26 protein-coding genes are annotated in these 26,154 nt (G+C 41.6%); 15 read left to right on the top strand and 11 right to left on the bottom strand.

Translation table 11 applies throughout. The features are described from left to right. Together ID165_RS25900 and ID165_RS25895 are read left to right on the top strand one after the other, a co-directional pair. On the top strand, nt 1–1,281 hold the full coding sequence (locus ID165_RS25900; protein WP_192348270.1) for a hypothetical protein: 1,281 nt from the start codon (nt 1–3) through the stop codon (nt 1,279–1,281). A gap of 373 nt (nt 1,282–1,654) precedes the next feature. Next, nucleotides 1,655–2,299 (top strand): DUF6266 family protein, encoded by a 645-nt coding sequence (locus tag ID165_RS25895; RefSeq protein ID WP_192348269.1) that lies wholly within the window; start codon nt 1,655–1,657, stop codon nt 2,297–2,299. A 181-nt stretch (nt 2,300–2,480) separates the two neighbouring features. On the opposite strand, the gene ID165_RS25890 is transcribed toward ID165_RS25895, so the two are convergent. The 3 genes from ID165_RS25890 to ID165_RS25880 form a co-directional block, all read right to left on the bottom strand. Then, entirely contained in the window at nt 2,481–2,990 is a 510-nt protein-coding gene (locus ID165_RS25890; protein WP_192348268.1) for a hypothetical protein, read from the bottom strand. 173 nt (nt 2,991–3,163) lie between these two features. Beyond that, entirely contained in the window at nt 3,164–4,681 is a 1,518-nt protein-coding gene (locus ID165_RS25885; RefSeq protein WP_192348267.1) for a hypothetical protein, read from the bottom strand. Between the two features lie 396 nt (nt 4,682–5,077). Then, nucleotides 5,078–6,244, bottom strand: a complete 1,167-nt coding sequence (locus ID165_RS25880; protein WP_192348266.1) for a hypothetical protein — start codon at nt 6,242–6,244, stop codon at nt 5,078–5,080. A gap of 202 nt (nt 6,245–6,446) precedes the next feature. Here ID165_RS25880 and ID165_RS25875 point away from each other — a divergent pair, with 202 nt between their 5' ends. Then, nucleotides 6,447–6,629, top strand: coding sequence for a hypothetical protein (locus ID165_RS25875; protein WP_192348265.1), 183 nt, complete (start codon nt 6,447–6,449; stop codon nt 6,627–6,629). Beyond that, on the top strand, nt 6,617–6,814 hold the full coding sequence (locus tag ID165_RS25870; protein WP_192348264.1) for a type II toxin-antitoxin system RelE/ParE family toxin: 198 nt from the start codon (nt 6,617–6,619) through the stop codon (nt 6,812–6,814). The genes ID165_RS25875 and ID165_RS25870 overlap by 13 nt, the downstream gene beginning before the upstream one ends. Nucleotides 6,815–7,185: 371 nt before the next feature. Here ID165_RS25870 and ettA read toward each other — a convergent pair whose 3' ends face one another. Next, nucleotides 7,186–8,865 carry an energy-dependent translational throttle protein EttA gene (ettA, locus tag ID165_RS25865; protein WP_192348263.1) on the bottom strand — a complete coding sequence of 560 codons (1,680 nt, stop codon included), beginning with the start codon at nt 8,863–8,865 and terminating at the stop codon, nt 7,186–7,188. Nucleotides 8,866–8,997: 132 nt separating this feature from the next. Here ettA and ID165_RS25860 point away from each other — a divergent pair, with 132 nt between their 5' ends. Further along, nucleotides 8,998–10,245, top strand: coding sequence for a DUF349 domain-containing protein (locus ID165_RS25860; RefSeq protein WP_192348262.1), 1,248 nt, complete (start codon nt 8,998–9,000; stop codon nt 10,243–10,245). Between the two features lie 78 nt (nt 10,246–10,323). Continuing rightward, complete coding sequence (locus ID165_RS25855) at nt 10,324–10,545, top strand: DUF2795 domain-containing protein (protein ID WP_024284896.1); 222 nt, start codon at nt 10,324–10,326, stop codon at nt 10,543–10,545. A 355-nt stretch (nt 10,546–10,900) separates the two neighbouring features. On the opposite strand, the gene ID165_RS25850 is transcribed toward ID165_RS25855, so the two are convergent. The 5 genes from ID165_RS25850 to queA form a co-directional block, all read right to left on the bottom strand. Beyond that, a complete protein-coding gene (locus ID165_RS25850; RefSeq protein WP_192348261.1) occupies nt 10,901–11,629 on the bottom strand; it encodes a LytTR family DNA-binding domain-containing protein in 729 nt (242 codons plus the stop codon). Next, nucleotides 11,626–12,666 carry a sensor histidine kinase gene (locus ID165_RS25845; RefSeq protein ID WP_225586899.1) on the bottom strand — a complete coding sequence of 347 codons (1,041 nt, stop codon included), beginning with the start codon at nt 12,664–12,666 and terminating at the stop codon, nt 11,626–11,628. Before ID165_RS25845 ends, ID165_RS25850 begins: the two co-directional genes overlap by 4 nt. 30 nt (nt 12,667–12,696) lie before the next feature. Then, a complete protein-coding gene (locus tag ID165_RS25840) occupies nt 12,697–13,527 on the bottom strand; it encodes a LiaI-LiaF-like domain-containing protein (protein WP_192348260.1) in 831 nt (276 codons plus the stop codon). Nucleotides 13,528–13,666: 139 nt separating this feature from the next. Next, nucleotides 13,667–14,347: a 2-C-methyl-D-erythritol 4-phosphate cytidylyltransferase gene (locus ID165_RS25835; RefSeq protein WP_192348259.1), complete on the bottom strand. Its 681-nt coding sequence runs from the start codon at nt 14,345–14,347 to the stop codon at nt 13,667–13,669. 352 nt (nt 14,348–14,699) lie between these two features. Beyond that, the gene (gene queA, locus ID165_RS25830) at nt 14,700–15,749 is read right to left on the bottom strand and encodes a tRNA preQ1(34) S-adenosylmethionine ribosyltransferase-isomerase QueA (protein WP_192348258.1); all 1,050 of its coding nucleotides are present in this window, start codon (nt 15,747–15,749) and stop codon (nt 14,700–14,702) included. A gap of 130 nt (nt 15,750–15,879) precedes the next feature. Here queA and ID165_RS25825 point away from each other — a divergent pair, with 130 nt between their 5' ends. Continuing rightward, nucleotides 15,880–17,127, top strand: a complete 1,248-nt coding sequence (locus ID165_RS25825; protein ID WP_192348257.1) for an ABC transporter permease — start codon at nt 15,880–15,882, stop codon at nt 17,125–17,127. 95 nt (nt 17,128–17,222) lie between these two features. Here the strand turns inward: ID165_RS25825 and recA are convergent, their stop codons facing one another. Beyond that, on the bottom strand, nt 17,223–18,263 hold the full coding sequence (gene recA, locus ID165_RS25820) for a recombinase RecA (RefSeq protein WP_192348256.1): 1,041 nt from the start codon (nt 18,261–18,263) through the stop codon (nt 17,223–17,225). A gap of 300 nt (nt 18,264–18,563) precedes the next feature. On the opposite strand from recA, the gene ID165_RS25815 reads away from it, so the two are divergent. From ID165_RS25815 to tsf, 8 genes are all read left to right on the top strand, one after another. Continuing rightward, nucleotides 18,564–19,355, top strand: a complete 792-nt coding sequence (locus tag ID165_RS25815) for a DUF3108 domain-containing protein (protein WP_192348255.1) — start codon at nt 18,564–18,566, stop codon at nt 19,353–19,355. A 151-nt stretch (nt 19,356–19,506) separates the two neighbouring features. Beyond that, nucleotides 19,507–20,199 (top strand): response regulator, encoded by a 693-nt coding sequence (locus ID165_RS25810; RefSeq protein WP_192348254.1) that lies wholly within the window; start codon nt 19,507–19,509, stop codon nt 20,197–20,199. Next, nucleotides 20,200–21,276 (top strand): cell wall metabolism sensor histidine kinase WalK, encoded by a 1,077-nt coding sequence (locus ID165_RS25805; RefSeq protein ID WP_192348253.1) that lies wholly within the window; start codon nt 20,200–20,202, stop codon nt 21,274–21,276. Between the two features lie 79 nt (nt 21,277–21,355). Then, nucleotides 21,356–22,066: an RluA family pseudouridine synthase gene (locus ID165_RS25800; RefSeq protein WP_192348252.1), complete on the top strand. Its 711-nt coding sequence runs from the start codon at nt 21,356–21,358 to the stop codon at nt 22,064–22,066. Nucleotides 22,067–22,246: 180 nt separating this feature from the next. Continuing rightward, nucleotides 22,247–22,690, top strand: coding sequence for a 50S ribosomal protein L13 (gene rplM, locus ID165_RS25795; RefSeq protein WP_192348251.1), 444 nt, complete (start codon nt 22,247–22,249; stop codon nt 22,688–22,690). Nucleotides 22,691–22,699: 9 nt separating this feature from the next. Continuing rightward, nucleotides 22,700–23,086: a 30S ribosomal protein S9 gene (rpsI, locus tag ID165_RS25790; protein ID WP_192348250.1), complete on the top strand. Its 387-nt coding sequence runs from the start codon at nt 22,700–22,702 to the stop codon at nt 23,084–23,086. Nucleotides 23,087–23,125: 39 nt separating this feature from the next. After that, nucleotides 23,126–23,887 carry a 30S ribosomal protein S2 gene (gene rpsB, locus ID165_RS25785; protein WP_192348249.1) on the top strand — a complete coding sequence of 254 codons (762 nt, stop codon included), beginning with the start codon at nt 23,126–23,128 and terminating at the stop codon, nt 23,885–23,887. Between the two features lie 210 nt (nt 23,888–24,097). Then, the gene (gene tsf, locus ID165_RS25780; RefSeq protein ID WP_192348248.1) at nt 24,098–24,928 is read left to right on the top strand and encodes a translation elongation factor Ts; all 831 of its coding nucleotides are present in this window, start codon (nt 24,098–24,100) and stop codon (nt 24,926–24,928) included. Nucleotides 24,929–25,015: 87 nt separating this feature from the next. Here the strand turns inward: tsf and thiL are convergent, their stop codons facing one another. Next, a complete protein-coding gene (gene thiL / locus ID165_RS25775) occupies nt 25,016–26,044 on the bottom strand; it encodes a thiamine-phosphate kinase (RefSeq protein ID WP_192348247.1) in 1,029 nt (342 codons plus the stop codon). Between the last annotated feature and the right edge of the window lie 110 nt (nt 26,045–26,154).

Genomic DNA, 26,154 nt, shown 5'->3' with positions numbered 1-26,154 from the left:
ATGACAAAAGCAAGCCAAATTCCAAATCCAAAAAACTTCTATCGTCTGCCCTTTGAGAAGGGCACCTTTGAGCTGACTGAACAAACCCTTAACCTGAACTCCGATTTTCGAAAACCGAATTACTTTTACAGCATCAAGGTTCGAAATATCCATTTCCGAAATGAGATCCTAACGCTAGGAGTCAAGCTGGAGGATGAGCAGGAAAAGCTGATATACCTAAAAGTCACGCAACACGAGCTCTTGGTCAGCTGCAATGTGGACACCGATTCGGGTTACCTAAGTCGCTATGCCTACTTTGGACTTCTTTCCCTCCTTGACTTTGGACGCAAGAAATGCTTCAAAAAGTACTATTGGCCTGATTTCTTTGATCCCAAAACCGGCAAAAGCAAATTCCTCAAAATATACAATGATCGTATGGGATTGGATATCTATATCAAACCCAAGTATCCCCACTTCTACAAGCCGGGCGATAAACTGATCAAATGGCATAGAGGAAATGAAAATTCTAAAAGGAAGCCCGCTACCCCACTTTTGACGGATGAACTCCCTTCTTCTGAACCGGCTATTGGTTATTTTATTGCCGATGTGAAGTTATCCTCCATTCACTCCAATCATTATCCGTTTCTCGTTCCATTTCTCGGCATTCCTACCAAGGATAAGCAACGGATAAAATCCTACGTCTCGATCTTGCTCAGTGAGAATGATCTCCAATCCATAGATATTACTCCTACTCAGCAACAGCTTAATGCGATCTGCTTCAGAATGCGCAAACTGGCACCGGTTGAATCAAGAAATTGGCAGACAGAATTCTCTCCCAATTCAGATGAAAAGGAAAACGGAAGCCTGCTTATGGAGCTGTGGCATGAGGCAAAGCCTATTATCCAGTCACAAAAATATATCCACTATTATAATACCCATGGTCTTGTATATCTACCAAGAAGGCCGTCACGAAATTGGGTTCGCTCTTGTGCAATACGGACGGAATCACCTAAACTAGTCATCCTACTGATTGACAAAGGAGAATATTATCTATTGGAACTTAGATTTAGAGTAAACAAAAAACTACACATTCCGGAGAAAACAGACATTGCCTTTTTCATTTGTGGAACTACCGATCCAAAAAAACTCTATTTGCTAGATAGATTTACAGACTATCAACTAACCTCTTATTTTGCGATGTACAAATACAGACTCGCCGTACTAAAATGCCACTATCGGGATGAACTAAAGGACTTTGTCGAGAAACTGGCAACAGATTTTGAGCTTATTAAAAACCAATAGACTTCTAACTGTTCAGGGATTTGTAATTCTGAACCAAGCTCGTAGGATTTCAAATCGGAGTAATTCAATAAATAGATCTAATGATGAAGATTTCAATTCTCCAGGTGCTTCGAAATCCCGAAGAGTGAGATTTCTAAGCGATACTAGCCTAAGTCCCAAGCAGTCAAAATCTTATCGAAAAGTATAGAGGAGTCTTACTTTATACAGGGTTTATCCAAGGTTAATACAGGGTTTAAGCAAATTTTATACATTTTGAACTTGCTTTTATCTTGTAAAAGACCTGATAAAACACTGACTATTAATTGCTTTACTATTTGCTTTTCACAAAGTTTTAATTACTTTGTCTATAGTTCAACTTTTAACTATAACAGCTATGGCTATTATTTCAGATTCAAGTATAATCCAGCCTCAAGGAAAAGTGGGAGGTTTTACATTTTACAAACTCAATGGCAAAATCATTATGAGAAGTTTGCCTCGGGCTCCTCATAAGAATGCAACGAACCCTACCCCTCTTCAGAAGGTCTATCAAAATCGACTGGCAGAAGTAAATGACTATCTCAGACCCCTTTCACGGGTTTTGGATTTTGGTTACCAGAACTATCTAGACAAAAAAACCGGAGTGAATTGGGCTCACACCGATGTGTCCACTAAGGGGTATAACCATACAGCTAATCCAAGGATCAATCCTGCCTACTTACAAATCAGCAGAGGTAGTCTATTGGGAGCTGAAGCCCCTTTGGCTGTGCGTACTGCAGATGGAATCTCTATCTCCTGGATAGATAATTCTGTGGAAGGAAATGCCTGTGAAGGAGACAATGTGATGATCTTATTGAACCAGCCGGAATTACAAAAGCATACTTGGATAAAAGAGGCAGGTAGAAGAAGAGACTTGCAGGTAATTGTGCCGCTGGATGGCGAAAATCCGGAACAGGAACGCGAAGTGTACTTAACTTTTTACAGGCCTCTGAATACCAAAAAACTACTAATTTCTGATTCTATTTACTTGGGAAGAATATAGGGATTTTATGAAACCCGCTGTTCAAGCTTTGTTATCTGGAAACCTTTGAGGTTTTTAAAACCTCGAAGGTTTATAACACAAAATTTTGATAGGCTTGACCATTTTATTTTTCATTCCCTAGTTGTTGGTGGAAGCCTCAGGAAAAAGCAACACTGCTTAAATTTCAACTGCTGCCCCCCTATCAATATGAAGCTAATCCAGAAATCAACAATGCCCGTGCATGGTGAATTCTTTCCATCAAAAACATCGCCTGCAAATCAGAATCCATATTTTCCTCTAGCGCGATAGTCACCTCCCCTTTGCCAATAACTGTCTTCAATTCAACGCCTGTTTTTCCCTCAGAAGACCAACTAATCCCATTCTGAGAGAGCATCTCTCTTTTCCATAGAAGTCCCCCATCTCGACTGTCTTGTATTTTAGTCATAGATGCGTTTAAAGTAATCCCAGCATTAGTCGATCCTGAAGTTTGATACACTCCATCTATTTTATCCACGATCAGGCCATCCATTGAAATACCATCCTTTCTCAACTCAATCTTACTAAGGACTTGCCCATCACCGTTCACTAACTCTGAGCTCCCGCTCATATTCATGATATCTTTAATATCAAATGTGACGGAATAGCTTTCAGCTTGCTCCTCGGCTCTTGACGAAAAAAGCATAAGCGTGCAAAAAACAAATAGCTTTACCATATTCTCTGAAATTTAGATTTAACAAATGATTTAGAATGAACCACAACCAATCGGTGTATTTTTTTTTAAATTTTGGATCAACAGGTCTATGACTATCAAGTAATTAACTCCTAATAAATACGGTTTTTTTTACCACATAGTTTGATTTTATTTTTCATTCAAGCCTTCTTTTATTACTCCAATCTCCCTCTGATTCTACCCAAAACCTCTTCTGGATATCCCATATCCCGCAAAACAAATACAGCATTGGTGCTCTGCAACACTCCAGTCCTGAGCTGGAAATCGTATTGATAGTTACCAGCCAGATCCTCTCCGGTAAAGTAGAAAAACATAAAATCAGGGAGCCCATGCACCAACTCCAAGTCATGAGTTGTGGCAATCACTATAGAATTCCCTCCGGCGAGTGTCTGCAGGACTTCTGAAGAGATCACCAGCCGCTCCCGACTGTTTGTCCCCTTAAAAATCTCGTCTATTAACAGCAAATTAAAACCTTCCTCCTTATCTACAGCAAGCATTTCTTTCATCGTCTCCGCCTCACTGTAGAAATAACTTTTATCACTTTCCAGCTCATCAAACGTCTGGATAGAAGAATAAATCCGCAGCTTGGGAGTTGTCATACTCTCCGCAAAGACAGAATTAATCGTCTGCGCCAAAAGGCAATTCAACCCTACAATCCTAAGAAAAGTACTTTTACCTGACATGTTTGCTCCCGTGATCAAAACGCCATTGCGGTCAATACGAATGGAATTCCGGATAGCATCTGAAAGCAAGGGATGAACCATTCCTTTGCCATCAATCTGGAGCGAAGCACCCTCCTTGGGCACGGTAATAGAAGGATCTGATTCCCTCAGTTGCACAACGGATAGCGCAAAATCTAGGTAAGCAACGTAATCAAAATTCTCTTCGATCAGACTTCGCTTCTCCCGTATGTCTTTGAGTAGTGAATAATAGAGGAGGGTTTCTATCAGGAAAGCAGCCTTAATCAACTCCAAAATATACCCAGCCAATTCTGCCAATTCATTAAACCCTTTCATTCTAGGTTTAAGCACGGATGCCTTAAAGATGAGTGACCCTACTTTTTCGATTTCGGGCTGTTTGGGCAAGAAAATTTCATGTTTTTTTGATTCTTTCAAAATGAGCTGCGACATGTCCAACATTTCCCCTAGCTGGCCAAAAGTCCTTGACTCAAGAGACACATTCTGTTTGCTCCAATAATGGATAAAGAAATTGCAGGTGATCACCAGTATTGCCGGTAAAACCATCCATTGCATGAAAAATGACGAGATCACGCAAACAACAGAAAGTCCCGAGAGCATGTAAAACAAGAAGATAAACCATGGATTTTGAGGTGTCTCTCTTTGGAAAACATTACACAAAAAATAAGAATCATTCTTTGCCAAGCTTTCCAGCTTGCGCCTCACAAAAGATTCAAAACCTGGGTTATTCTCAAACGTCTGAATTGTTGTTTCTAAATCTTCATTTAGCAAAGACCCCTGTTTCACCAATCGAAAGGAAGAATACAGGTATTGCTCTCCGTATTTGGTAAGGGTATGATCAATTCTTAGAAACACCTCGTCCATCCCCAGATCATTCCAAAGCTTAGAAGAAATATTCTGAAAGAATCCAGCCTTAGCAATTTGGTTGTAGTACTTGCTGATCCTATCAAAATCCAGATCGCTTGATTTCTTCATTAAAAGCCCATTGAGGTTAGTATTTTTGATTTCAAAAGTCAAAAGATAAAAATTTTATGATAAGTATCTTGCTCTAGCTGTTCAGGGATTTACAATCCTGAACCAAGATCGTATCCACGACATTTATCGATAGTCGAAGAAATCCCCCTTGCCCCCTTTAAAAAAGGGGGAATTCCCAAATTGAACCTTTAGCATTAATTTAAAATATATACGTGCAGGTTATCTAGCTGCTCAGGGATTTGCAATCCTGAACCTAGATAGTAGGATCTCAAATCTTCAGGTCAAACTTCGAGATTACAAATCTCGAAGAGCGCGGGCCTCTTCCGCCTTCTAACCACTAAAGCATAGAAAATATGGCTACTGACATCATTGCGGATAATCCGATGCGCAAAAATGCTACCCCTTCTCTCTCAACTCAAAGATATAATTACACTGATAGTCCTTTTCATAGTCATGAAGTTCGGCTTGATCTCCAGTCTGCAAGTACCTCCTTGGTCCAACATTTAGTTTTAGCCTTCCGGGAAGTGTCCATTGTATCGGTTTGCCCAATTGCTTTCCGTCCTTGATATAGTAGAAAAACCGCTTCTTTGAAGCTGCCTCTGTCTCTCCTTGTTCTATAGTAGGGTTTTCAAAGTGCAACGTTGGATCAGCCCCTGTCCTATACCCCACAAGCATTTCATCCCCATAGCCCACGATTTCATCAAATGCCCCGCCCATGGTATGGTTCTGTGTCCGGTATTCTTTCACCGTAGTATAAGATGCATCAGTCATTGGGATGTCTATCAATTGATCAGGTTTGATACGACCCAACTTTATTTGGTTGACTGTTTTAAAACCATCGTTTGGATCTAGCTGATACAACGTAGTATCCCCATACAAAATAGTAGAAATGTAACGGGACTTGGAATCTGAGAAAAACACAGGCTTATCCATAGAAGGATAGAACTGCCCTGACCTAAACTTGCTGTTCTCATCCAACTTCCCGCCCTTCTTCACCTGCCCAGTCTGAATATCCATCAGATGGACCAGGTTAAGCGTATCGTAGTAATCCACAGGATAAGGCTGCAAATATCCATCATTCAGATTGGCAACTGCACTTAATTTTCCATCAGTAGACATGAACGTACTGAGATTGTCCAGTGAAAAGTGTACCAAACGGGCCCTGACTCCCTGCACAAAAGGAAACCGCCTTTTTTGCTTCAGATTCAAATCATAAACAAAGGCCTCCCCCTCAGAAATAAATAGAATCTCATCTTCTACAAACCCCGCCCTTACCAGCACCAGCCCAAATGCATCCTGTCCCTCGGAGAGTTTATTTTCAGCCAGAATCTTTCCTGAACTATTGACCACGAAATAATGCCCGTCCATACTGACTTGTTTCACCAGCAGGTAAAGTTCTTTTTCGTGATGGTAATCAAGCACACGTACAGGCTCCAGAATATCCAGGATCAACGAGTCTACTTTTACCAGTTCGAATTCGCGACTTTCATCAGACTTTACAGTTCTTTCATTGCATGAAAAAATAAATAACAACGTGACAATAGAAAAAATTGAGACCTTCATATAATTGTTTTTTAGCTAAACTACTAAAATTTCGTAATAATACAACTTATTCTACCGTTGTAATAAATCTCATCCAAGTGGGATCAAAGGGTTTAAAGGAAACATTACGTTATATAGTAAACCTAACAAGACATGCATTTAGACTTGGTTAGAAAAAGCATCCCAATCCTAAAATCATTATATTTGATTAAACTCTTTCAATATGTTAACTAAAACATTGGTAAAAAAGCAATTAGAAAAACTTCCAGAGAAGTTTTCTTTAGACGACTTGGTAGAGCATTTAATTTTAGTTCAAAAATTAGAAAGTGGGCTCAAAGATTCCGAGGAAGGTAAAGTGATTTCAGAAGAAGAACTTGATCAAGAAGTAAACAAATGGTTCGAGTAAATTGGACAGATCAAGCAGTAAACGATCTGAAAGAAATTGCTGAATACATCAGCAAGGACTCCAAACGCTATGCTAAAATTCAAATCCAAAGAATAAGACAGAGAACCCATATTCTGAAACAATATCAACTCGCTGGCCAAAAGCTAGAAATTTTCGGTGAGTTAAATATCCGACAACTTGTCTAGGGGAGTTATATAATCCTATACCGTACAAAAGGAGATACTCAGGTAGATATTTTGACCGTTCACCATTCAGCTAGGGATTTAAATCGAAGAACTATACTTTTCTGAAATTGAACTAAAAAACCCTCAAAACCTTATTGATTCTGAGGGTTTAACTAATAAATTTTCGCAGGAATAAACCTCCGAAGTCTTCCCAACTCCGGAGGTTTTCTTTTAGACTGCTTCGTGCCTCGCATTGACGAAACAAGTTCTAGTAGCTTGAAAATTAAGTTTTCCTGCCGCTCCAATGAACACTGATCACTGAGACTGCCTATCTTTCCAAACTAAACCTTCGAGGAGACCCTTCGACTTCGCTCAGGGTGACACCTCAAAGGTTACTTCAAATTCTTATATCGGATCCTCTTCGGTTCTACATCTCCAAGTCGTTTCTTTTTATTCTCTTCGTAGTCGGAGAAGTTTCCTTCAAACCACACCACCTGAGAATCTCCTTCAAAGGCCAGAATATGCGTACAGATTCTATCCAAGAACCACCTGTCGTGGGAGATTACTACTGCACAGCCGCCGAAGTTTTCCAAAGCTTCTTCCAGCGCACGAAGCGTATTCACATCCAAGTCATTGGTAGGCTCATCGAGCAGCAATAGATTTCCACCCTCTTTCAGTGTCAATGCCAAGTGAACTCTGTTGCGCTCCCCACCGGAAAGCACACCGACCTTCTTCTCTTGGTCTCCTCCACCGAAGTTAAACTTGCTCACATAGGCGCGTGCATTCACTTCTTTATTGCCCAGCATCATCAGTTCATTCCCTTCGGAAATTGTCTGATAAACTGTCTTATTTGGATCCAGAGAATCATGGCCTTGATCTACATAAGCCAACTGAACCGTTTCTCCTACCTCGAAATTCCCGGCATCCGGTTTTTCCTGTCCCGTGATCAATTTGAAAAGTGTGGACTTACCTGCACCGTTTGGTCCGATCACACCGACTATGCCGCCTTGAGGCAAGGCAAAAGTCAGATTTTCGAAAAGCAACTTATCTCCAAAAGCTTTGGAAACGCCATTCACTTCGATCACTTTTGCTCCCAGACGAGGTCCCGGAGGGATAAACAGTTCGAGTTTTGCTTCTCTTTCTTTTGATTCCTCTCCCACCAGTCGATCATAAGCACTCAAACGTGCTTTTCCTTTAGCCTGACGGGCTTTTGGTGTCATTCTGATCCACTCTAGCTCTCTTTCCAAAGTCTTCTGACGCTTGGATTCGGTTTTCTCTTCCTGCTTCAACCGGTTTTGTTTCTGATCCAGCCAAGAGGAATAATTTCCTTTCCATGGAATTCCTTCGCCACGGTCCAGTTCCAGAATCCAACCTGCCACATTATCCAAGAAATATCTATCGTGAGTCACCGCGATTACGGTTCCTTTATAATTCTGCAAGTGTTGCTCCAGCCAGTGCACCGATTCAGCATCCAAGTGGTTAGTCGGTTCATCAAGTAGCAATACATCGGGTTCCTGCAGCAATAAGCGACAGAGTGCCACCCGTCTCTTTTCACCACCGGAAAGATTGGCGACATTCGCATCACTAGGCGGCAGTCTAAGCGCATCCATCGCTTTGTCCAGCATCACGTCAAGCTCCCATGCGTTGGCAGCGTCCAGCTTCTCCTGCACCACTCCCTGCTTCTCGATCAGCTTATCCATCGCATCAGGATCTTCCATTAGTGCCGGATCCATGAATTTCTCATTGATTTCTTCAAATTCCTTCAACAAAGCGACGGTCTCAGAAACCGCCTCTTCCACTACTTCTTTTACTGTTTTGGTGGGGTCGAGTTTTGGTTCCTGCTCCAGCATTCCCACGGTGTAGCCCGGAGACCAAACTACTTCCCCCTGAAACTCCGTATCCATTCCCGCAATGATTTTCAAGAGGGAGGATTTACCGGAACCATTCAAACCAAGGACTCCAATTTTGGCTCCATAAAAAAATGAGAGGTAGATATCTTTGAGGACTTTTTTCTGTGGCGGATAAATTTTTGAAACTCCTGCCATGGAAAAGATGATTTTTTCTGAACTCATGCGTTATATTTTTACTTTAAAATTGCACTTAGACATCAAAGATGGCAAAAAAACCGCTTTCTTAGGATAAGTGCTTTTGAATTAATTAATTTGCGGAAATTTGAAAACCGCCACCTAACCTACTGTAGAACAATGGAGCATCCGTATGGATATATCAAGGACAACAAAGTTTATTTGAGGGGTTTTTTGGGACAGGAAGATAGGGTAATCGGTGAAGTAAAAGAAGATGAGGCCTCTACGCTCAAGTATTTTGAAGAAAGATTTGAACAACTCAAAGAGAAAGTAGCCAAACTCAAGAATGATATTCAGGAGAATCAGAACAAAGGTTCTTTCCTGATGAAACTCATTCACCTCAGAGAGTCCCTTATGCATTCCGATGCATTGGGAGATTTTGAGCCGCTGATCAACGACCTAAGCCAGCAAGAGGAATACTTGAATGAGATTATTCAAGTAAATCGAGCCAAAAACCTTGAAGTCAAAAAAGGGTTGATTCTAGAAGCTGAAGCCAGAAAAGACGATACTGACTGGAAAGAGACCACCGAGTTTTATAAAGAGCTCAAGCTTCGCTGGATCAAAACAGGTCCTGTGGATAAAGAAAACCAGGAGGAAGTCGAGAACACCTTCAATGCACTAGTGCAGCATTTCTTTGAAAACAGAAGACATTTCTTCGAGGGTCTTGCTCTTCAGGCAGAGGAAAACATCAAAGTGTACGAAGCGCTGGTAGTCCAGGCCCGGGAAGCACATGATTTTCCCGATGCTAAGATCGCCTTTGATATCTCAAAAAAAATCCAAAGGCAATGGAAAGAGGCGGGCAAGGTACCTGCGGAAAAGAGACAGCCGCTTTGGGATGAATTCTCCAGATTGAATAACCGGATATTCTCACGATATAAAAGAACACTCCAAACCGGACCTCAGATGAACCCTCGGGAACTAATGCGGAAGATAGACACTTTGACAGAAGAGATCAAAGGATTGGCAGCTAAGCCCACCTCCTATGAACTCATCGGTAGAGCCAAAGCGATTCAGGAAGAGTGGCGAAAACTCCCTCCGCGTAAACCAAGAGAGGCAAACCTGACCGTCAGGTCATTCCAGTTCTTCTCCGATATCGTATTTGAAAAAGCGTTCCTAGAGAAACTTGTTCATGGTAAATACCCGGACTTTGACGAGAAACCTGATGCAGAGCAATCCCAAATAAAAGTTGCTCTGTTGAAAGATTTGCTACGTAGAGATCAAACAGAGCTGGAAGCGGCACAAAGCAATACGGAGAATTTCCGCGTTCAGTCAGCTGATTTTGATATTATGATGAAGAAAAAATTATTTGCTGTGAAGAGGAAAGTTGATGTCAAAAATTATATTTTAAAACAACTTTCTTTTAAATAGTCTGTACACCGCTGAATATTTCAAAAAAAGAATAATTTTGCAACCCTTAAACTCCGGAACTCCTTTAAAATAAACATTATGTACTGGACACTCGAATTAGCATCCTATTTAGAGGACGCACCCTGGCCAGCCACCAAGGATGAATTAATTGATTATGCCATCCGATCCGGCGCACCAATGGAAGTAGTAGAAAATCTACAAGAATTAGAAGACGATGGCGAACCTTATGAGACCATCGAAGAGATTTGGCCTGATTATCCTACCAAAGACGACTTCTTCTTCAACGAAGACGAATATTAAATTTAAAGCCCTGAGCAATTCAGGGCTTTCTTTTTTGTAATTTGATGATTTTAACCGCAAAGCTTAAGTCTGGTTCTGAGCCTCATGACTTGGACCTAAAGTATTGCAGTCTTCAGACTGTCCATCAGTGATTATAAGGTTATTCAACCATAGCAGTCTGAAGATTGCATTTCAAAAGGCACAAGCCTGAAGACTCCGCCAATCCAGCAAATGGAAATCCTTTTCACGTCATTGCGAACGACGGAGGAGTGAAGCAATCCCTTATCATGAAACAGATTGCTTCGTCGCTCATGCCTCGCTCCTCGCAATGCCGCCTAACTGAATACTTCGACTGATAGCTGTTGACTTCCACTTCTTACAAACCAAGAACCTGCCTCAGCCTAGAATACCCTGCCTTACTCACGGGCACTTTCTGCCCACCCCGAAGTATCACTAGGTAATTATCACGCTCATAAGGCTCTATTTTGGTGATTCCATTCAAATTAATCAGGTAAGACCTATGTACACGGACAAACTTGGCAGGATCGAGTGCTTCCTCTAAGGATTTCATCGTCATTTTCTTCAAAAATTTCCCCGTAGGAGTATGAATGGCCATGTAATCATCTTCGGCTTCGAAAAAACTCACCTCATGCGTTGGAATGATTTTTATTTCATTCTTGACACGTACGACAAGACGGTTTCGCTTCTCTGCCAACTCATTTAGCTTGTGTGTGGATTGATCCGCCACTCCTTGCTGCTGTGCCATAAACCGTTCTATCGCTTGGGAAAATCGCATCTGAGAAAATGGCTTGAGTAAGTAATCAATTGCCATCGAGTCAAAAGCCTTCAGGGCATACTGGTCAAAAGCCGTGGTAAAGATCACTGCAGGAGGCTCATCAAGGAGTTCCAGCATCTCAAATCCGGTGATTTTAGGCATCTGAACGTCCAAAAAAATCAAATCCGGCTCATGTTCATGGATAGCTTTAAGCCCCTCAAACCCGTTCTGACATACTGCGACAAGTTCAAACTGAGGGAAACCCGCTAAAAACTCCTGTACAATACCCGCGGCTAAAGGTTCGTCATCTATGATTAGAGTCTTGATCATTTCTGTTGGGGGATTTTTAAAATTACGATGAAAAATGAGCCCAATGACCTAGACTCCAGTAAATCCTTTCTGCCGAAAAGCAAAAACAGCCTGCGGTCCACCGAGCTCAATCCGAAACCGGTACCCTTGGGCACAGCTACCTCCGGATCAAAAGGGTTTTCGATTTGAAGCATCAAATAATTTTGTTCTTTGAAGGCATGGATCGTTATTTTCACGTCCTCTGTGATGCCATAAAGGCCGTGTTTTATTGCATTTTCAAGCAAGGGCTGAATTAACAGTTGAGGCAAACGCATCTGTTTTACTTCATCTGACACTTCAAACACCACTTCCAATCTATGCCCGAAGCGAACGTGCTCGATATCGAGATACATTTTCAGATAACTCAATTCTTCTTCTAGGCTAACCCACTGCTGATGATCTTTCCGGATAGTGCCCCGGAGGAAATCCGAAAGCTGAAGCACCATCTCTCTGGCCTTAGCAGGCTGTGATACCGTAAGGGCACTGATCGAATTGAGGCTATTAAATAAAAAATGAGGTTGGAGCTGCTGCCTTAACTGGGTCAACTCCGCTTCTCTGGAGAGTTCATTCATCATTGACTCTCGATTTTTGATTTCTTTTTGTTCTTCGAGCTTGGAAACTGCCAAAGCCACTATAGCCACCAAAACTTCAGCTATGCCCAGAACAGCCCATCGTAAGAGAAAGTTGCCGCGAAGAAAACTCCAATAAGCCTCATCAGCATCAAAAATCCACTTAATAAGATGGTAATGAAAGTAAGTTGCAACAAAACTGTAAAGCAAAGGAAAGATTAAAAGCATGCTGTTGTTACGCCCTGTTGGAACATAAAAATTGAATGTCCGATCTAGGATATTTACTCCGAAAACAAAGAGAACTGCGTAGAAAAAAGCATCTACTATCGCCGTCGACTGTGCAATACCATAATAGATGAGCAATCCGAATGTTCCAAGGAACCAGATTACTCCGGATCCCTGGATGATCCAATTACTTTTTGAAGGATTTGAAAATGCTCTTGAAAACAAAAGTCAGGGGATTTGAAAGAAGGAATTTCGTTAATAAGATTTGATTTCCAAACCGCCGAAGAATACTGTCCCCCTTATCACCATAACTTTGTCAGAATCTACCTCAGACTGGCGATATACTCTTTTATCCTCTACTCCCGCAGCTATATTGGTTACTTCTACCCGTACATCCCAATGCGGAGGCACCACCAATTTAATGGCCCCGAATATCACGTCCACCTGAAGTGTCACCATCCCTGAAAAATCAGACTGTGTAAGATCCAGATCTATCCCGCCAAAAGCAGCAGTTAGTTTTCCTCCCTGGAAATTCTTAGTAAGCATCCTCTTATTGATCCCACTCATGATAGAATCAATGGAAACACTGTCCGAATAGCTTGTGCCTGAGACTCCCGACATTCCCGCATAAGATTTTTCACCGGCAGGTTGCTCCGTAAAAGAAGTCTTTTCGTCTTTATTGTAGTCTTTGCCCGGAGTAAGTGAGGCAGTTGATCTAGCTTTTATTTTTTCCTGAATATCATCGAGCACCTGTTGTTCCTTTCGCTTCTTTGTGATCAGGTAGATCCCCACCAAAATCAAGGCAATAGGGAATATGAATCGCTGAACACCAAAATGAAAATTGAATTCCCGCTCAAGCAAAAAGAACATCCCTAAGCCGAGCATCATAACTCCAAAGAAACTTTTGAACTCATGCTTAACCAGAGTAATAACTCCGACGGCAATTAATATCATAGGCCATGAAAGCAACCAATCAGGATAAAAAACATCAAGTTTCCTAAGTAAGATTAAGACACCCACAGCCAGGATTATAAACCCGAAGATCATCCCTCCGTCATTATTGTTGATTCTATGATTCCGTTTCATCTTTTAGATTGTTTTAAAATGATAGCCGAAAGTATGGGAAGCCATTGCATTCCAAAACAGAAAAGAGGCCAATTGAGCCAAAAAGTCGGTGAAGCCCCAAAAAAAGTCGGTGAAATTTCACGGAGAAATCTAACCGGTTCTAGAAATCCTTACTGGCGATGAATTCTGCGTAATCCATATCTTCAGGAGAGGTTAGCTTTATATTTTCGGGGTTTCCTGAGATCAGTGCCACCTGCCAGCCTTGATTTTCATAGACTGTAGCATCATCTGTAAACTGCTGAAGTTCAGTCACAGCAAATGCTTTCTTGATTTTTTCTACCAGAAATGTCTGGGGAGTCTGGACCATTCGGAAATACTGCCGTTCTTCATAAAATGACTTGCCGTCATCAGTCAGCTTTCTGATCGAATCCTTTAACGCAATCACAGCAACGGCACTTCCTGCTTTAGCCGCTACTTCAAAGCTTTCTGAAATAACACTCGCTGCAACAAACGGCCTGACTCCGTCATGGATAGCCACCAACTTAGTTTCTGGATTTAGAGAATTCAGCCCATTTCTCACCGATTGAAATCTAGAATTCCCTCCGGAGACCAAGCGATGTGGAATGGTGAATTTATATTCCTTACAAAGTTCCTTCCAGTACAAAAAGTCATTCTCAGGCAATACGAGAATCAAATCCGTGGATGGATCCACCCTATAGAAAACCGAGAGTGTACGCATCAATACAGGCTGTCCCGCTACGGGTAAATATTGCTTGGCAACTGGCCCGCCCATTCTAGTTCCTTTTCCTCCTGCCACCAGGATTGCCGCTTTATCTGTCATAATATTTTCCCGCAAAAGTAAAAACTCAAACCTTCCCAAGTTTTATTGCAACGTTATATCTGTGTGAATATACAAACTATGGTGACTAGGTCTGCAATAACGGTGATTAAAGTAAGCTGCTTAAACAAGGCTTCGACTTCGCTCTTTCTGCCATCAAACTCTACGAAAACCTCCATGCACTCCCCGGCTAAAAGATACCCACTAAAACCGCTCATGAATTGGCAACTTCACTACCCGGGATGAAAACCCCGCTAAATCCAACTTCTGGAGAAGCAGGACCACCGCCACCTTTGCGAAACCTTTCTACTCTCTGGGGTTAAACAAAAAAAGCTCCGTTTCGGAGCTTTTAGTATTAAAGGATCAACATCGCGTCTCCGTATGAGAAGAATCGATATTTCTCTTTGATGGCTTCTTTGTATGCCTTCATGATCAGATCATAGCCTCCGAAAGCCGCTGCTGTCATAAGCAATGTTGACTCCGGCAAATGAAAATTAGTAATCAGCGCATTTGCAATTTTGAATTCGTATGGAGGAATGATAAACTTGTCAGTCCAGCCGGCACTAGCTTTTAACCTTCCGTTGGCAGTCACAGATGACTCGATCGTCTTCAGAGAAGTAGTGCCTACAGCTACAACTTTCTTTTTGGCATCCAATGATCTATTGACCAACCGCACCGTTCCATCGGGAATTTCATAGTTCTCCGAATCCATCTTATGTTTAGTCAGATCTTCCACGTCTACCTGACGGAAAGTCCCAAGGCCTACATGCAGTGTAATAGGGGTTACATCCACACCTTGAAGTTCTAATCTTTTCAGCAAGTGAGGGGTAAAGTGCAACCCGGCTGTTGGTGCAGCTACCGCTCCCACATTCTTAGCAAACACCGTTTGGTATCTTTCCTTATCTTCTGCTTCTACTTTTCTTTCTATAAATTCCTTCAAAATCGGAGTTTCTCCAAGCGTATCGATCGTCTTATGGAATTCCTCTTCTGTCCCATCAAACAGGAAACGAATGGTACGCCCTCTGGAAGTAGTATTGTCAATCACTTCTGCCACTAGATCAGAATCACCAAAGTAAAGCTTATTACCCACTCTGATTTTACGGGCCGGATCTACCAACACGTCCCATAGCTTCAATTCCGCATTTAGTTCTCTTAACAAGAAAACCTCGATTTCTGCACCGGTTTTTTCTTTATTCCCATATAGCCTGGCTGGGAAAACTTTAGTATCATTGGTAACAAAGACATCACCCTCACCGAAGTATTCGGTAATATCTTTAAAAACTCTGTGTTCAATTTCACCTGTATCCCGATGGATAACCATCAATCTGGATTCATCCCGATTTGCTGCAGGATAAAGAGAGATTAGTTTTTTTGGAACGTCAAATTTGAAATCCGATAATTTCATAGGTAAGTTTTAGATGTCTTGAGTGATTTAGAATGACTCTAATAGAATAACTCTAAAAAATGCAAAGATACTAACAATATCAGGCAATTTCAGCTAACTTAACAAATTGTTTTAAACCAACTACAAAGGCATGCTCTTTTTCAAACTCTCATGGGAAAGTTTTCGCTTCGCGATATCAGCATTGAAAACTAATCTGACCCGTACCATATTATCCCTTCTGGGAGTCACAGTGGGTATTTTCGCTATTATCGCCGTATTTACATTGGTCGATTCTCTGGAAAATAACATAAAATCATCTTTTTCATTTTTAGGAACTAATGTGATGCGGGTTGACCGGTTCCCATTCGCAAATGGCCCTCAGGATTATCCATGGTGGAAATATTTCCGCAGACCTCCCGGTACCGTCGATGAGTATGAATTCTTGCAGCAAAGACTTACTTCAGCTGAAGCAGTTACCATATCGGCATCAGCCAATACTACCGTCAAAGCAGGGAGCAATGCCTACCAAGGCATGTCTCTTACAGGTGCAGTATATTCTTACCAAGACGTATATGAAATCTCTCTGGAAGAAGGGAGATATTTTACCCAATCGGAAATCAAAGCTTCTAGAAACTTAGCCATTGTGGGGAGAAAAATTGCAAATACACTATATCCACAGCAAGAAGTGATCGGGAAATCCATCAAAATAAAAGGGATGAAATTTACCGTGATCGGGGTATTTGAAGAAGAAGGCGAAGGACTATTTGATGCCCCTTCCAAAGATGAGGCCTGTCTTATCCCTTACGGGGCTTTCAATAAAATGTACTACACAGGAAGAAACGGCATGGAACCAACAATTGCTGTCAAAGGATTGGAAGAAGACATAGGGTTGGTAGCACTAGAAAACGAAATGACGGGTTTACTTCGTGCCAAAAGAGGCCTAAGGCCTCGGGATGAAGATAATTTCGCTTTGAATAAAACCGAGTTTATTCAGAATGCTATCGGTTCTATTTTTGACGTGATTTCTGTCGCAGGATGGGTAATCGGTGGCTTTTCAATTCTCGTTGGCGGTTTTGGTATCGCAAACATCATGTTTGTATCAGTCCGTGAGCGGACCAATATCATTGGGATTCAAAAATCTTTGGGAGCTAAAAACTACTTCATTTTATTTCAATTCTTATTTGAGTCTGTGTGCTTAAGTCTGATCGGGGGAATCGCAGGGATATTCATTGTCTTCCTGCTAACCTTCATCCAATTGGGCAGCCTGGAAATAGTACTTTCCTTTGCAAACATTATCCTTGGGCTCGGAGTATCTACTATCATCGGGGTAGTTTCCGGGATTGTACCCGCGACGCTCGCGGCACGGATGGATCCTGTAGAGGCGATTAGGACTACATAAAACCTGCGTTTTTCTCTACCTAACCATAAAAAGGGGGTGGTCAATAATTGACCACCCCCTTTTCTGTGTGTATCATCTGTGCAAACTCCCGTTATTTATTCCTTCTCGATCACTTCACCTGCACTTGCTGCCTTGGGGGAAGATAAGCCTGAGGCAGCTTTGATCTTCACCTCCAGCTCTTCCATCAGTTCCGGGTTATCAAGAAGTAAGGTTTTCACAGCCTCCCTGCCCTGTCCAAGCTTCTCTCCATTGTAAGAAAACCATGATCCTGCTTTTTTGACAATGTCCAACTCCACACCCAGGTCAATTATTTCTCCCACTTTGGAAATTCCTTGCCCGTACATGATGTCAAATTCTACAACTTTAAATGGTGGAGCTACCTTATTTTTCACCACTTTCACTTTGGTTCTGTTGCCTAGTATATTATCAGCGCTTTCCTTGATCTGACCGATTCTGCGGATATCAAGTCTCACTGAGGCATAGAATTTCAAAGCATTACCACCGGTAGTAGTCTCGGGATTACCGAACATTACACCGATTTTCTCACGCAGCTGGTTAATAAATATACAAGAACAGCCGGTCTTGTTGATCGCACCGGTAAGCTTACGCAAAGCCTGAGACATCAATCTAGCCTGTAAGCCCATTTTGCTGTCTCCCATTTCACCTTCCAACTCACCTTTTGGCACCAAAGCAGCCACTGAGTCAATTACTATAATATCGATAGCTCCAGAACGGATCAAATGCTCGGCGATTTCAAGCGCCTGCTCCCCATTGTCCGGTTGAGAGATGAGAAGATTTTCTGTATCTATCCCCAGTTTCTCCGCATAGCTCTTATCAAAGGCATGCTCCGCATCAATAAAGGCAGCCAAACCACCCGCCTTCTGCGCCTCAGCTATACAATGTAAAGTCAAGGTAGTCTTTCCTGAAGATTCTGGACCATAAATCTCTATCACACGACCGCGGGGAATCCCCCCCACTCCCAGAGCAATGTCCAGCCCCAACGAACCGGTAGAGATAGCCGGGACATCCACAACCTTATTATCGCTTAACTTCATCACGGTGCCTTTGCCGTAAGTTTTGTCCAGCTTGTCGATAGTCAATTGCAGGGCTTTTAATTTTTCAGCGTTATTACTCATGCTTTTATTTCGTTAGAATTATAGTTATATGAAAGTAATTAAACAGCTGTCTATAAGCAAGACGGCCGGTACTATTGTTTTGGAAAGGCAAATTCGTAATTTTAATCGCCTTTCGGCACGTTTTTTCGTAATACCTATAGAATACAGCTCTTTTCGTCAGGTATTGTCATTAAAATTTATGAAATCGAGCATATCGAAGGCAACACACACCGGAATGATTATTTACCATGCGAGATTCTCCCGATCCGCCGAGGCGGACGGGATAGGCTATCTGTCTTCTAAAAATCAAAAACCAATCAGATGAAAAGAATCTCCGGATTACTTATACTCCTTTTTTTCCTTACCCTACCCGATCTATCAGCACAAGATCCGGTAGGCAGCCCTCCCTTCACTTTTGGCGAGGAGTTATCATTTGAGGTTTCCTATGGTTGGCTAAATCTTGCCGATGCAAAAATGCATATATCCAAACGAGCGCAAGATCAGAATGACAAGCCCCACTATAAGATAGATGTATACGGCAAAACCAAAGGAGCAGCAACTATATTCGGAAAAGTGAATGACAACTGGGGAACATACCTCGATATGGAAACACTTCTGCCAACCACATCTTATAGACATATCGAGGAAGGAAAATACAGAAAACACGAATTTGTCCACTTCGACCAAAAAAACAAAAAAGCTACAATGAAGCTTTTTGACAAAGAGAATAGAAACCTGAAAGAGACGAAAGATTTTGACTTACCTGGCCAAGTTCAAGATTTGGTCAGCGGCTTTTATCATTTGAGATCGCAAGATCTACGGAATTTAAAGCAAGGAGAGACAATAGTAATCAGAGGATTCTTCGATAAGGAAATATATAACATAAAGTTAATCTATGAGGGCACAGAAACCCTCGACACCAAGCTTGGAAAGAAAGAAACTTACATTTTTTCGCCGCAGCTGCCTAAGAATAAACTATTCAGGGGAGAATTCCCCGTGAAGGTATGGGTCACAAAGGATCAGAACAAAATCCCAGTAAAAATCAAAGCCAATCTCTTCATTGGGTCATTGAATCTGGATATTATTTCTGCGAAAGGACTAAAAACGCTTTAATTGAGGTGTTCATAATATAGCGGTAACATTGTCCTTTGAATGCGAAACAAAATGTCACTATTAGCACCAAAAGACAAGCACTTCCCATCTTTTATTTGGCTTCAATCCTTAAATATTCATTAATTTTAATGCAAACATTAAGAAATCACTGATGAGCGACAAGCAAAAAATCAAAGTTCTGGTAGTTGACGACGAACCTGATATTGTTGAAATCCTGAAATACAATCTTCAAAAAGAAGGCTATGATGTAGCTACAGCTGAAGATGGAATGAAAGCGGTAAAGACTGCTGCAAAATTTTTACCCGATGTGATTCTTCTAGACATCATGATGCCTCACCAAGATGGCGTAGAGACATGTCTTCAGATCCGACAGGTCCCAGAACTAAAAAACACCTTCATTATTTTCCTCACTGCCCGTATGGAAGAATATTCCGAAGTAGCCGCATTTGACGTGGGCGCCGATGATTACATCACCAAACCTATCAAACCCAGAGCGCTGATGAGTAGGATTTCAGCCTTGTTCCGGCGTGAGTCAAAAAAAGAACAAGAGCAGATTCAGATCAAAATCAGAGACCTGATTATTGACAGGGGAAGTTATACAATCGACAAATCCGGAAAGACAATCACTCTTCCCAAGAAAGAATTTGAACTTTTGTATTTTCTATCCAAGAATCCCAATATCGTTTTCAGCAGAGATGAACTTCTTCAGAATATATGGGGAGCTGATGTGTTTGTATTGGCCAGAACTGTGGATGTGCACATCCGAAAAGTGCGTGAGAAAATCGGAGAAGACTACATCACAACAGTAAAAGGCGTAGGCTATAAATTCGAATTAGGGCTATAAATGTTTACCACTTCCAGAGGAATTTCCTTGATCTTGGCTGTAGCTATCTCGGCTCTGGTGGCTGCCTTTCTATCACTGGTGAATGGAGCCACCCCCATCCTGCTTTTTGTAGCATGGGGTGTTTCTTTTTCATCAGCATACCTATTGATCTCATTTATGTTGGAATTTCTCATCTTCAAGGAAATAGGAGACATTTACTCTCTTTTGGAAAAAATCCAGCGAAAAGACCTGTCTGAGATCAGTGAAAAAAGAAGAAAAGGCTCTATTTCACCTTTGCGGAAGATCAATAAAGTAATCAACTCCTATGCAATAGCCCGGCAGAAAGAAATTGACACTCTCCAAAAAAACGCCGAATTCAGAAGAGAATTCATCGCGGATATCTCACACGAGTTAAAAACTCCGATTTTTGCCACTCAAGGTTATATTCACACACTATTGGATGGAGCCATCGATGACAAACAAGTTCGCATGAGATTTCTGAAACGCGCTGCCAAAAGTCTGGATTCGCTGGATATATTGGTTCAGGATTTACTTACCCTGAACCAAATGGAAAGTGGTGTGATTAAATTCAATTTCACTGAATTTGACCTCCAAGGCCTCTTAGAAGAAGTTATTGAAGAGCTTGAGCACAAAGCTTCAAAGCGCGAAATACACATACAATTTGAGTTTGAACCCAACAAAACGTATATCACTTCCGGGGATCGGCAGAAAATCTATCGGGTATGCCAAAACCTCATTTTCAACGCCATGAAATACAACCATAATGGAGGAGAAGTGAGAATAGCCATGAAAACCATGAAAAACACTATTCAGGTGGAAGTGCAGGACGATGGCCAGGGGATTCCTCCTGAGGATCTGAAGCGAATCTTTGAGCGTTTCTATCGAGTGGAGAAAAGTAGAAACAAAAAAGAAGGAGGTACAGGCTTGGGTTTGGCCATAGTCAAGCATATCATGGAAGGCCACAGAAGCAAGATTTCTGTGAGCTCTACGGTAGGCAAGGGATCCATTTTCAGTTTTTCACTTCCACTGGTTAAAATAGATTCCCCTGAGGAAAAACTAAAAGCGGTAACTCTCTAAGAATAAAATTAGGAGAAGTTTTTTAGCCACCCTTTTTTATCCTACTTTTGCAGCCTCAATTGAAGAGGCAGGAGAATCCATGAAGAAAGTAGATTTTGAAAATCTTATTCTGTTTGAAAACGGGGATTACCTGGTAATCAATAAGCCACCGTATCTGTCAAGCTTAGACGATAGGCACGAGGCGCAGAACATCCTAGACCTTGCCAAGACACACACCCCCGATTCCCAACTGTGTCATAGACTGGACAAGGAAACTTCAGGATGTCTAGTGGTTGCCAAGAATCCAGTGGCCTACAGGCATTTGGCGATGCAGTTTGAAAGCAGAAAAGTAAATAAAGTCTATCATGCAGTGGTGGAAGGGATCAAGGAATTCAGCGATGAGCTGGTCGACCGCAATCTCTTAGCCAACAACAAAGGAATCGCCAAAGTAAGTAAAGAAGGGAAGCCGGCGCAGACAATCTTCAACACATTGAAGACTTACTATGCGCACACCTTGGTCGAATGCAAACCCATCACTGGAAGATTGCACCAGATTAGGGTTCATTCGGCATATCTGAAGTCCCCGATTTGTGGAGACACCTTATACGGAGGCAACCCTTTATACCTTTCTTCTATCAAACGCCGCTTCAATTTAAAAAAAGAGACAGAAGAATTGCCGATTATGCAGCGGGTTTCGCTTCATGCTTATTCGATTGGATTTCAGGGCTTGGACGGCACGGAAATATTCGTGAATGCGCCTTATCCGAAAGATTTCAAGGTTTTGGTCAATCAATTGGAAAAAAACAGCTAAGATCATCCAGACCAAAAAAGCAAGAAACACCCGATTTGTATTGGTCGTAAAAAGCTAATCCTGTGAAAATTAGGACTTAGTATTGGAAATATTTTGCATCAAAAATAAAATACTCCTATCTTTGTGTCCCTTTTTGAGGGTGAAATAAATTTAACAAGCTAAATATTAAACAGTTACACAGTGGATACTTTGAGCTATAAGACCGTATCAGCCAATGCCGCGACTGCAGATAAGCAATGGGTGGTAGTGGATGCCCAAGCAGCAGTTTTGGGTAGATTGGCTAGTGAGGTAGCGAAAATCTTGAGAGGTAAGACGAAGCCAAGCTTCACTCCTCACGTTGATTGTGGTGACAACGTCATCGTAATCAACTCAGACAAAATCAGACTAACCGGTGACAAGTGGGACTCCAAAGTTTATGTGAGACACACAGGTTATCCAGGTGGACAGCGTATTTCTACACCGAGATTATTGAAAGAGAAATCTTCCACTATCTTGATCGAGAAAGCTGTACGGGGCATGTTGCCTAAGAACAGATTGGGAAGAAAATTATATGGCAACTTGTACGTGTATGAAGGATCTGAGCATCCACATACTGCACAACAGCCTAAAGCCATCACTCTTTAATCGTCTATTATGGAAATGATTAACAAAATCGGTAGAAGAAAAACCTCTGTAGCCAGAATTTACATGGCTCCTGGTAAAGGTGAGATTACCGTAAACAACAGATCTCTAGAAGTTTACTTCCCATTTGAGCTTCACAGAATTGTAGTAAAACAACCATTGACTCTAGTAGGAGTAGATGGTAACTACGACATCAAGATCAATGTAGATGGTGGTGGAATCACAGGTCAGGCAGAAGCAGCCCGTATGGCTATTTCCCGTGCGTTGTGTGAGTTCGACATAGAGCACAGACCTGCATTGAAAAAAGAAGGCTTCCTTACCCGTGACCCTAGAATGGTAGAACGTAAGAAGCCAGGACGTAGAAAAGCAAGAAGAAAGTTCCAGTTCTCTAAACGTTAATCTGGAGATTCTTCCTTATATAGAAAAACACATTTTATAATGGCCAAATTAGAATATAAAGACTTACTAGATGCTGGTGTTCACTTCGGACACTTGACGAGAAAGTGGGATCCGAGAATGGCTCCATACATTTTCATGGAGAAAAATGGTATCCACATCATCGATCTTAACAAAACGCTTGCTAGCCTCGACGAAGCATCTAATGCTATCAAGCAAATCGTACGCTCCGGCAAAAAAGTGATGTTCGTTGCTACTAAAAAGCAAGCGAAAGACCTTGTAGCTACTGAAGCGAAAAGACTGAACATGCCTTACGTAACCGAAAGATGGTTAGGCGGTATGTTGACCAACTTCGCTACTATCCGTAAATCATTGAAGAAAATGTCCGGTTTGGACAAATTGATGAAAGAGGAAGCTTATAAAAACCTTGCGAAAAAAGAGCGTTTGATGGTTTCCCGTCAGAAAGACAAAATGGAAGATGTTCTTGGCGGTATCGCTGACTTGAGCAGACTACCTGCTGCACTTTTCGTAGTGGACATCAAAAGAGAACACATCGCTATTGCTGAAGCAAAAAAGCTTGGTATCCCTGTTTTCGCATTAGTAGATACGAACTCCAACCCTAACGAGGTTGATTTCGCAATCCCTGCCAATGACGATGCTTTCAAGTCCGTTTCTTTACTAGTTAAAGCGTTCGGTACAGCTATCGAAGAAGGTCTTTCAGAGCGCAAGAAAGACAAAGAAGATGCTAAACTTTCTGAAGAGGAAGAAGCTAAGAAAGCTGTGGACGCTGAAACAAAAGAATAATCCACAACTTGATTTGAAATAAATTAAAAATTGAACATCAGGTTTCGGCCTATGTTCAATTTTTTTGTTTTACCTGCATTTGCCCTTTGAGATTTCTCATCTGTGTCAAATGCTTTCCATTACCTAGTAGAAAACCTCGAAGGTCTAGTTCAAGATCCAGAAGTTTTTTCAAATAAAATATACTCTGTTTAATTTTAAACTGACAATACAATGGCAATTACTGCACAAGAAGTAAACAAATTGAGACAAATGACCGGTGCCGGTATGATGGATTGCAAAAAAGCACTTACCGAATCAGAAGGTGATTTCGAAAAAGCTGTTGACATCCTCAGAAAGAAAGGTCAAAAAGTATCTGCTTCCAGAGCTGATCGTGAGACTAAAGAAGGTGTAGCCGTGACTAAAGTGACTGAAAATGGCGCTAAAGGAACATTGCTTACCTTGACTTGCGAAACTGACTTTGTTGCTAAAAATGAAGAATTCGGTGCATTTGCAAACACACTGCTTGATCTAGCAGTAGAAAAAGGAGCAACTTCTGTAGAAGAAATCCTTGCGCTTCCTTTCGAAAACATCACTGTAGCTGAGAAAATCACTGAGATGACCGGCAAAATCGGTGAGAAACTTGAGATCTCTCATTACGAAGTAATCACTGCTGAAACTGTAGTTCCTTACATCCACTCAAATGGCAAATTAGGTGTATTGGTAGGACTGACTAACACTAGCGGTTCTGACGTTGAAGAAGCCGGAAAAGACGTAGCAATGCAAATTGCAGCGATGAACCCAGTAGCTTTGGACAAGGACGGAGTGGATTCTTCTGTAGTAGAAAGAGAAATCGAAGTGGGAAAAGAGCAAGCAAGAGCTGAAGGTAAGCCTGAAGAAATGCTTGAAAAAATCGCTTTGGGTAAATTGAACAAGTTCTATAAAGAGAATACCTTGTTGAGCCAGTCTTTCGTAAAAGACAACAACAAAACCATCGCTCAATACCTTGATTCTGTAAGCAAAGGCATGACTGTATCTGCTTTCAAAAGAGTTTCTATCGGGTAACCCGATACAGATTCCATATCATATAAAAACCTCTTCAATTGATTTTGAAGAGGTTTTACTTTTTATGACTTCTTGGTTTTCTGTCAATCAGAAATGCTTCCAGCCCTGAGCTTTTATCTGAACTGCAGTTCCGCTTTTGGTGACCAGGAATTTACCCTCTTCAGCTTTAGTTATATGACCGATAAAGTGGATATCAGGATGCTTTTCCAGCTTCGCAAAGTCTTTCTGATCAATCGTGAATAACAATTCGTAATCCTCCCCTCCATTCATCACACAGGTAATGGGATCAAGGTTCAACTCCACGGCAGTATCGAAAGTTTGTTTGTCAATTGGTAACTTATCCTCATAGATAGTCGCTCCAACACCCGACGCTTTACAAATATGGAAAATTTCCGAAGCCAGCCCATCTGAAATATCCATCATACTCGTAGGCACCACTTCGATCTCTCGAAGCTCATGGATAATATCCACTCGGGCATCAGGTTTAAGCTGACGTGCAGTAACCAAGGTATATTTGCCCAAATCGGGTTTCATTTCAGGGTTGGCAAGAAAAACTTCCTTTTCACGTTCTAAAACCTGCAACCCAACCAAAGCCGCCCCCAGATCACCTGTCACACAAAGGATATCATTTTCCTTGGCACCCGATCGATAAGAAACTTGCTCAGATTTGGCTTCGCCGATGGCAGTCACAGAAATCACCAAGCCACTTCTAGAAGCTGTGGTATCACCGCCAATCAGATCAACACCATAATGGGCACATGCCGCATGAATGCCCTCATATAACGCATCAATGGCCTCTACCGAGAATCTGTTGGAGAGCGCTATACTCACCGTGATCTGCTTGGGAATAGCATTCATAGCTGCCACATCGGATACATTCACCGCCACAGCTTTAAACCCCAAATGAGGCAAAGGAGCATAGGAAAGATCAAAATGAACTCCTTCCACTAATAAATCAGTCGTCAGCACCTTTACATGATCCCCGGCTTCGATCACCGCGGCATCATCTCCAATACCTTTTAGCGTGCTGGAATTCTTAATAATTACTTTTTCATTCAGATGATCGATCAAACCGAACTCACCCAAATCACTTATTTCTGTTCTCTTTTCTGACATAATATTTTTTCTCGCGGCGACGCAGCGACGCTACGGTTTTAATTCATATAACTTTTGGTATTTCCTGATAATTCAGATTTACGAATTACGATTTGCGAGATTTAGAAGTT

It is taken from the genome of Algoriphagus sp. Y33, from assembly GCF_014838715.1.
In the GTDB taxonomy this organism is placed as follows: Bacteria; Bacteroidota; Bacteroidia; order Cytophagales; family Cyclobacteriaceae; genus Algoriphagus.
The sequence above is the reverse complement of the archived record's forward strand: the minus strand, read 5'-3'. Positions and strand labels throughout refer to the sequence as shown.